At 62.7% G+C, this 8,126-nt stretch carries 5 protein-coding genes; 4 read left to right on the top strand and 1 reads right to left on the bottom strand.

The genetic code is table 11. From position 1 onward, the window contains the following. The 4 genes from rfbC to VF515_00300 form a co-directional block, all read left to right on the top strand. On the top strand, positions 1–423 hold a 423-nt coding region (rfbC, locus tag VF515_00315; protein ID HEX7406067.1), incomplete at its 5' end, for a dTDP-4-dehydrorhamnose 3,5-epimerase. 679 nt (positions 424–1,102) lie between these two features. Beyond that, on the top strand, positions 1,103–3,922 hold the full coding sequence (locus tag VF515_00310; GenBank protein ID HEX7406066.1) for a DEAD/DEAH box helicase: 2,820 nt from the start codon (positions 1,103–1,105) through the stop codon (positions 3,920–3,922). Positions 3,923–4,294: 372 nt separating this feature from the next. Beyond that, positions 4,295–4,501: an antitoxin family protein gene (locus VF515_00305; GenBank protein HEX7406065.1), complete on the top strand. Its 207-nt coding sequence runs from the start codon at positions 4,295–4,297 to the stop codon at positions 4,499–4,501. Positions 4,502–4,927: 426 nt separating this feature from the next. Then, positions 4,928–7,114: a DEAD/DEAH box helicase family protein gene (locus tag VF515_00300; protein HEX7406064.1), complete on the top strand. Its 2,187-nt coding sequence runs from the start codon at positions 4,928–4,930 to the stop codon at positions 7,112–7,114. Positions 7,115–7,941: 827 nt separating this feature from the next. Here the strand turns inward: VF515_00300 and VF515_00295 are convergent. Then, positions 7,942–8,126: cache domain-containing protein (locus VF515_00295; protein ID HEX7406063.1), on the bottom strand; the 185-nt coding region annotated here is incomplete at its 5' end.

Below are 8,126 nucleotides of genomic sequence, written 5' to 3'. Positions count from 1 at the left end.
ATCCAGACCTATTCGCATCGCGGCGTGGTGCGCGGCCTGCACTTCCAGTGGGATCCGCCGATGGGAAAGCTGGTGCGCTGCATCCACGGGTCCATCATCGATGTCGTCGTCGACGTGCGCCAGGGTTCGCCAACCTTGGGTGATCACCTGGCGGTTGAGCTGACCGGGCGCAACCACAAGGTCATCTGGGTCCCACCGGGTTTCGCCCATGGCACCGTCGCACTGGAGAATGACTCGATCGTCCTTTACGAATGCAGCAGCGAACACGGGCCGGGACGCGAGGGCGGTATCCTGTGGAACGATCCGGCGCTCGGCATCGCCTGGCCACAGATTGCGGCGATCATTTCCGAGAAAGACCGTCAGGCGCCGACCCTGGCGCAGTGGCTGGCGGATGCACGCTCGAAGAATTTTCGGTACGAGTAGGAGCGATCAGCGGTCAGCCGTCGGCATTCAGCTCAGCTTTTCATGTCCTTTTCATAGAGCATCCTCTCGGGCTGATCGTTGAGACAGCTACCGCCGAGCCCTTCGGGCGTGCGACAAATTTGTGGGTACCTTTGCTCACCTCAGGCATACAAGACCCGTCCGCGCAGAGAAGGCCGCGTCCTTCCAGCGGCCGTCTCAAAGCGCGGTGCGACAACCAACCAGAACCCTGCCGCCAAAGGTACAGGTTCGGGTGGCACCGGGCTCTGTCCGGTGCGAGAAGCGGGGCTCCGCACCCGCCGTCATCTGGCCTGTTGGCAGGTCGGCGGATCAGCCTTATGAATCCACAATGGTCTGTGCCGAAGATCAGAGGATTGGGACCCGCTGTATGAGCGGGACAACTGATGCCGCACCGGACAGAGCCCGGTGCCACCTGGAAAGCAAGGCATTGGGGGCCTTTCCAAGCCGGCGCTTCTCCCGGGTGGGCCTCTGAGGGCGAGCTTTTCGAGATTTTTCCCACTCTCCCCACAAATTTGACGCACACCCCGCTCCGGTCTTTTTCGCTTCGCTCTTTGCCTACGGCTGCAATCTGTCCTACTGAGGGCATGCAGCGATCAGTCTTCGGTGATGCGGTTCAGTCGAGAAGCTGATGGCTGACTGTTGAAATTGGAAGGCTATCTCTATGCACACGACCGTAAGCGAACCATCTCGTCACCGATCGCGATCCTCGGGTCGGGCGCAGCGTGCGCTGGCGCCGCGGCCGGTCGGCTGGCGCACCACGGACGCCGACGAGATTGCGCTCCGGCGTGAGCGCGCAGCCGCGGAAGGCATCGCAGTCGAGAACCGGCATCCAGCTGAGCCTGTGTTCTCCAGCTTCTGCGTGCGCTCGCCGAGCGGGTTGGAATATTTGGTCGAGATCCGTTCGCTCGTCGACATGGAGAACTCGTGCTCGTGTCCCGACTTTCGCACGAACGGTCTGGGCACGTGCAAGCACGTGGAAGCCGTGCTCTCTCGGCTCCGGCGCAAACGAGCTGCGGCGGGCGCCGGCGAGCGGTCGCGGCGTGCCGAGGTCTTCCTGCGCCGCACAGGCGAGCCGGGAGTGGCCGTGGCGTTGCCAGCGAACGGCCGTCTGCCAGCGGACACGCGCGCCACCCTGCAACGCTACTTTGACGACGCCGGAGACTTGCGCGGTGATCCCGCCGAGGCGGTGCCGTCACTGGTGCGTGCACTCGAAAGCGCAGGCTCGACGGACGTGCGCGTCAGCCAGGAGGTCAAAGACTGGGCCTCCGAGCGGGCGCGCCGCGCCGCACGAGAGGTGGCGCGCCAAACGCTCATGGATGAGCTGCGTGCCGGGCGCCGATCCCTGGCCCTCCTCAAACTTCCGCTCTACCCGTACCAGACAGACGGCATGCTGCACCTGGCGTTCAGCGGACGGGCGTTGCTCGGGGACGAGATGGGTTTGGGAAAGACCGTGCAGGCGGTCGCCGCCTGTGCGCTGCTCAAGGAGTTGCACGGCATCGAGCGCGTGCTGGTCGTCTGTCCCGTTTCGTTGAAGACGGAGTGGGAGGAACAGATCGCGAAATTCGCCGACTTGCCGTTGCGACTCGTCCAGGGAACGAAACCGAGCCGGCTCGCCTGCTACGACGCACCCGCGTTCTTCACCATCGCCAACTACGAGCAAGTCGTCCGCGATATAGCCGAGATCAATCGGCGCCTACGGCCCGACATCGTGATCCTCGACGAGGCGCAGCGGATCAAAAACTGGAATACGAAGACGGCGCGCACGCTTAAACGCTTGGACAGCCGCTACGCCTTTCTGCTCAGCGGCACGCCCATCGAGAACCGCATCGACGAGATCTACTCGATCGCCGAGTTTCTCGACCCGCAGATCTTTGGACCGTTGTTTCGCTTCAACCGCGAATTCTACGAACTCGACGACCGTGGCCGGCCCACCGGCTACCGTAACCTGGATGAACTGCGCCGCCGCATTCGGCCGCTGCTCCTGCGCCGGCGCAAGGACCAGATCGAGGAGCAGCTGCCGCAACGGGTGGACAACAACTACTTCGTTGCCATGAGCCCGGCGCAGACCGAGCTGTACGACGAGTACAAGGACCGCGTTGCCCGGCTGCTCGGGACCGCCAAGCGCCGGCCGCTCACGCGCCAGGAGCAAGAGAAGCTGCAGAAGTGGCTCGCCTGCATGCGCATGCTCTGCGACACGCCGTACATTCTCTCGCCGCAAACGCGGGTCTGTCCCAAGCTGCACGAGCTCGAAGCGGTGCTCGAAGACCTCAACGTCCGCAGCGAGTGCAAGGCGATCATCTTCTCTGAATGGGCGCGGATGCTGGAGCTCGTGCGTGACCTGGCGCGCGAGATGGGCCTTGGCTTCGCGTGGCATACCGGGTCGGTGCCGCAGGGCAAGCGACGTGCGGAGATCCAGCGTTTCAAGACCGATCCCGCCTGTCGCCTCTTCCTGTCGACCGACTCCGGCGGATTGGGTCTCAACCTGCAAGTGGCGAGCGTCGTCATCAACCTCGACCTGCCGTGGAACCCGGCGCGCCTCGAGCAGCGCATCGCGCGGGCCTGGAGAAAGCACCAGACGCGTAGCGTGCACGTGGTCAACCTCATCAGTGAGAACACGATCGAGCACCAGATGCTGGCCACGCTGGCCGCCAAACGGGAACTCGCTGACGGGCTGCTGGACGGGCGGGGCGAGCTGGGCACACTGCGCATGCCAACCGCCGCCCGACAAGGGTTCCTCGATCGCCTGCGGCAGATCGTTGAGACCCAGGTGGCTCCGGCCGCAAGCCTGCCCGCTCACCACGCGTCTCCGGTAGAGCGGCTCCGGGCACGACTCGGGCAGGAACTCGGGGCGCGCCTCGTGGATGTGCACGTTGTATCGTCCGATTCGGCTGCGGCAACGGCACTGGTGATCGTCGATGGCGCTGGCGATGACGCTTGCGCGAGATTGACGGCGGAGTGGGCGCAATTTGCGCATCACTGTTCGCTGCCGCTCGAGGCTGAGGTCATCGACGCATCGACGTGGGAGACATTGCAACGCCTGGCTCGGCGTGGCCTCGTTCCGGCGTTGCGGCCAGAGCTGTTACCCGACCGCGCCCCCGCGGCCGAAGCGCGCCGCCGGGCGCGCGCCCGCGAGTTGATGGATGCCGCCCGGCGCAAGTTGGGGATGGCGGAACTCTTGCGCGGCGGTGGTTTTGCGATCGAAGCGATCGCGCCCGCTCGGGAAGCGGTGGAGATCGGGGTGCGCGCGGCGGCGATCGGCCACGCGTTGGTACCAACGGACGACGACGCATGCGTCCCGGAAGCTCTGTTGCGTGGAGAGCTGCTGGCCCGGACCGTCCTCCGTAACGAACATGTGGATGCGGTTATCGGGCTGCGGCAAGCTGGTGAGGGCGTCGGGCTCGCAGACGCGGAGCACGCAGGGAGATTGATCGAGCACGGCGCCGCGCTCCTCAGGCACGTGGGCGATGGGCTCGGAGTATAACCCTCGATCCCTGCGCTCTATTGGGTGATCGCCCGCATCGCTTCACCCTTCCCAGGCCGCCTGCTCTTCCGGCGGGAGCGGCTCGAAAAAGCGGCTATCCACCTTAGCCCGCCCGCGCATGGCGCCGAAGACCCGCCGGCGCACGCACGCTCGATCAGGCGTGAGAGGTGCGTCTTGGCGACTTGAACAGTCACCGGCTTCATAAGGTCCATGATTAGCATGACTTAGCCAACCGGCAAAGGTGCTACGCACCGCGTTACATTGCCCGCCGACCCATTTTTCTGTCCTGGTTGTGCTGTGCAAGGATATCTCATCGAACCTGGCAGCCAAAATCCCTTGGTCCGGGCTGCGAAAGGTGCTACCCAGGGGACCATGCCACGCGTAATCCGGGCGGTATACGAGAACGGGGTACTGAAGCCCCTTGAGCGGGTACGGATGCGCGAGCGGAAGGTCTGTCTTCTCTCGATCTATCCCAAAGAGGAATGGCGGAAGGATTTCGAGGACCTGCTCCGCCTCATTCATCGACGAACCAAGCGCCACGCTCCGGCGGATATCGAAACCGACATCACCGCGGCGTGATTTGGATCTCATCCAGCAGATGAAAGACCGCGGGGTTCGGGTCGTGAGCGTCTCCCAATTCCTCGCAACCCTGTGATGCCGATGGCGCCGGGTCGTAAACAGTACTCCGGCCGCCCTGACGAGCTTGCAGCGGCAATAGCTGAGGAAGAGGCACGGCTCGTCGCGCTCGAACGAGAGCGGAAAGAAGGTCAACTGCGGCTCCAGCATCTGCGGAGCGAGCTGTCAGCGTTCGAGTCCCCAGCGCTAGCAGCACATGAAGCCGATCTCTCTGTCCGTCCGTCGTCCTCGATAACGCCTGGGGACAAACTCCGACTGTTCCGTTCACTGTTCCGGGGTCGTGACGACGTCTACCCGCAGCTGTGGGAGAACTCGCGGACTGGCAAGAAAGGATATGCGCCCGCGTGTGCGAACGAGTGGGTGCGCGGCATGTGCGAAAAACCCCGCGTGAAGTGCGGCGAGTGCTTACATCAAGCCTTTCTGCCAGTAACGGACCAACTCATCCTCGATCATCTGCAGGGTCGACACGTGGTCGGCGTCTATCCGCTGCTCGAGGACGAGATGTGCTGGTTGCTCGCCGTCGATTTCGACAAGCGGGAGTGGGTCGACGACACGGCAGCCTTTGTAGACACCTGCCGGAACATCGGCATTCCTGCTGCAGTGGAGCGATCCCGTTCCGGCAACGGCGCTCACGTATGGTTCTTCTTCGCCGCGCCCATAGCCGCAAGCACCGCTCGCAAGATGGGCTGTTACCTCCTCACCGAAACGATGGCGAGGCGTCATCAGCTCAGCATGCAGTCTTACGACCGGCTGTTTCCCAACCAGGACACGATGCCGCGGGGAGGGTTTGGCAATCTCATCGCCCTGCCACTCCAGCGTGACCCCCGGCAGCGGGGCAACACGGTTTTCTTGGATGATCAATTCAAGCCGTGCCCAGACCAGTGGGCCTACCTCGGAGAGCTTGAGCGCATCTTGCCGTCAACGGTGGAGGACATCGCTGCTCAAGCCGCAAGGAAGGGACTGGTCGTCGGAGTGCGTGCTGCCGACCTTGGCGACGATGAGGACAGCCGTACCCCGTGGATGCGCCTTCCGTCCGGCAGGCTGCGACATCGGGACATTCTCGGACCATTGCCACAGTCCGTTCGGTCCGTGATCGCACAGAGGATCTTCGTCGAGAAATCCGGTCTACCCTCGGCACTGCTCAACCAGATCAAACGGCTCGCCGCGTTTCAGAACCCGGAGTTCTACAAGAAGCAGAGCATGCGCCTGTCCACAGCGCTCACCCCGCGCGTGATCGCGTGCGCCGAAGATCTCGTCGAGCACGTCACGCTTCCACGCGGTTGCCTGTCGCCCCTCGAAGATCTTCTTCGTGAATATGGCGTCAATCTGCTTGTTGATGACCAGCAAGTGATCGGTACTCCCCTGGAGGTCCAGTTCGAGGGTCAACTGACAGCGGTACAGGAAGGTGCCGTACGAGCGCTCCTCGCTCATGATGCCGGGGTGTTCGTTGCCCCGCCCGGGGTCGGAAAGACAGTCGTCGGAACGTACCTGGCGGCTCAACGGGCACGCAGTACGCTCATTCTCGTGCATCGCCAACCGTTGCTCGACCAGTGGGTGGCGCAGCTTTCGCTGTTCCTCGGGATCGATGCCAAAGCCATTGGTCGAATCGGCGGTGGAAAGCGCACACCGAACGGCCGACTCGACGTGGCCATGCTGCAAAGCCTCGTGCACGGCGATGCAGTGGACGACATCGTCGCGACGTACGGGCACGTGATCGTAGATGAGTGCCACCACGTCCCGGCGGTTTCGTTTGAACGTGTGCTGTCCAATGTCAAAGCCAAGTACGTGACCGGCCTGACCGCCACACCCCAACGGCGCGACGGGCATCATCCGATTATCGAGATGCAGCTGGGACCCGTCCGCTTTGCAATCGATCCGAAGCACCAAGCTGTGCGGCGGCCGTTCGAGCACCGTTTGATCGTCCGTGAAACGCTTTTCCGATTCGCCGGTGAGGGCCAACATACGGCGATTCAGGATCTTTATCGCGCGATGACCATCAACGAACCGCGGAACCGGTTTATCGTCAACGATGTTCTCAACGCCCTCGAAGAGGGCCGGTCACCGATTTTGCTCACGGAGCGGAGGGACCATCTCGAATATTTTGCGGGGCAGTTGCGCCCAGCGGCGCGGAACCTCGTGGTTCTGCGGGGTGGCATGGGTGCGAAACAGAGACGCGCAGCGGCAGCGCAATTCGCCGCGATTCCGTCTGACCAGGAGCGGCTCGTGCTCGCGACCGGAAGATACATTGGGGAGGGATTCGATGACGCCCGACTTGACACGCTGTTCCTCGCCCTGCCCGTGTCGTGGAAGGGCACGCTGGTGCAGTACGCTGGAAGGCTTCACCGGATGAGTCCGGGTAAGAAGGAGGTGCGCATCTTCGACTACGTCGACCGTGAGGTTCCGATGCTGGTCCGCATGTTTGAAAGGCGTCTGCGCGCCTACCGCGCGATCGGGTACGCACGAGGTGAGCTGCCGGCTGGATACGAGGAGCCGAACAACGCCTTCGTGATCGAGTGGGATGAAGCGGCGTTGCAGACACTCGAAGGTTCGACCTAAACCTAAAGAGTCGCAGGTCGGTGCGGAAACGTGCTTCGACGGGCAGTGGGCGGAAACTTCGTTGCGTCGCCAGGGCTCCGGCGCGCCAGCGCCTGAAACAAGGGCCATTCCCAGCGCTCCCTCTCAAATACGGCGGCACCACATCGCAGGCGACCACATGATCGAACGAGCCTGCACGTCGAACCGGGGATCACGCCGCATGGCGCCTGCGCGGTACACGTTCAACATCCAAGCAGACTGGGAACGTTTTCTGCGCTGGGAGAAGCACCACTTGCGACGAGAAAAGAAGGAGCGCCTATGTGCGAAGGACCCATAGGGCTCAGGACGTGCCTATCGAAGCACGAGCCTTCCGTTTGTCGACCAATGCGTGAGTAGGAGAATAGTTGATGCAGAGTGAGAATCTCGAACGGGTGCTGGAGGAGGTGCGCGCGTTGACTGCCGCTGAGAGACAGGAACTACGCAGCCGGCTGGAGGCGTGGCCAACACCGACACCAACCCAATCGACCGAAGACGAATTGGACCAAAGGCTCTTGGTAGCCGGCGTAATCTGCCGCATCCCGGCACCGGTCACTGACCTTGCGCCGTATCGCGGCTGGAAGCCGGTCGCAGTTCAGGGCAAGCGGTATCGGAGACGATCATCGATGAGCGCCGCTGAGTGGCGGGCTAAAGGGTCCCTCGCGGCGTAAACCGGAGGCCACTGGCTGACCGAAAACGATTGTTGCCGACAAAGTCAAAACCATTGCCACCAAGATTCTTTTCATGTCCCATTCTCCTTCGTAGTAGTAAAGTTGAGCTCTTCCGGCAGATCGCTGACAGCTGAGGGCTTACTATTCCATGTAGACGCCCGACCCGACGATATAAATATCCTGTTCTGATTGGACCTTCCGCACGTAGGCAAGCTTACGGGCAGGCGTATTATGTCCGGGCTTGTACCAATAGTATTCCACCCAGGCGCTGCCATCCTTCATGGCCGCGGCAATGTACTCCCGGGCCACCTGCTTCCCCTTCAGAT

It is taken from the genome of Candidatus Binatia bacterium (assembly GCA_036382395.1).
Classification (GTDB): domain Bacteria; phylum Desulfobacterota; class Binatia; order HRBIN30; family HRBIN30; genus JAGDMS01.
This window is presented reverse-complemented; position numbering and strand designations above follow the sequence as displayed.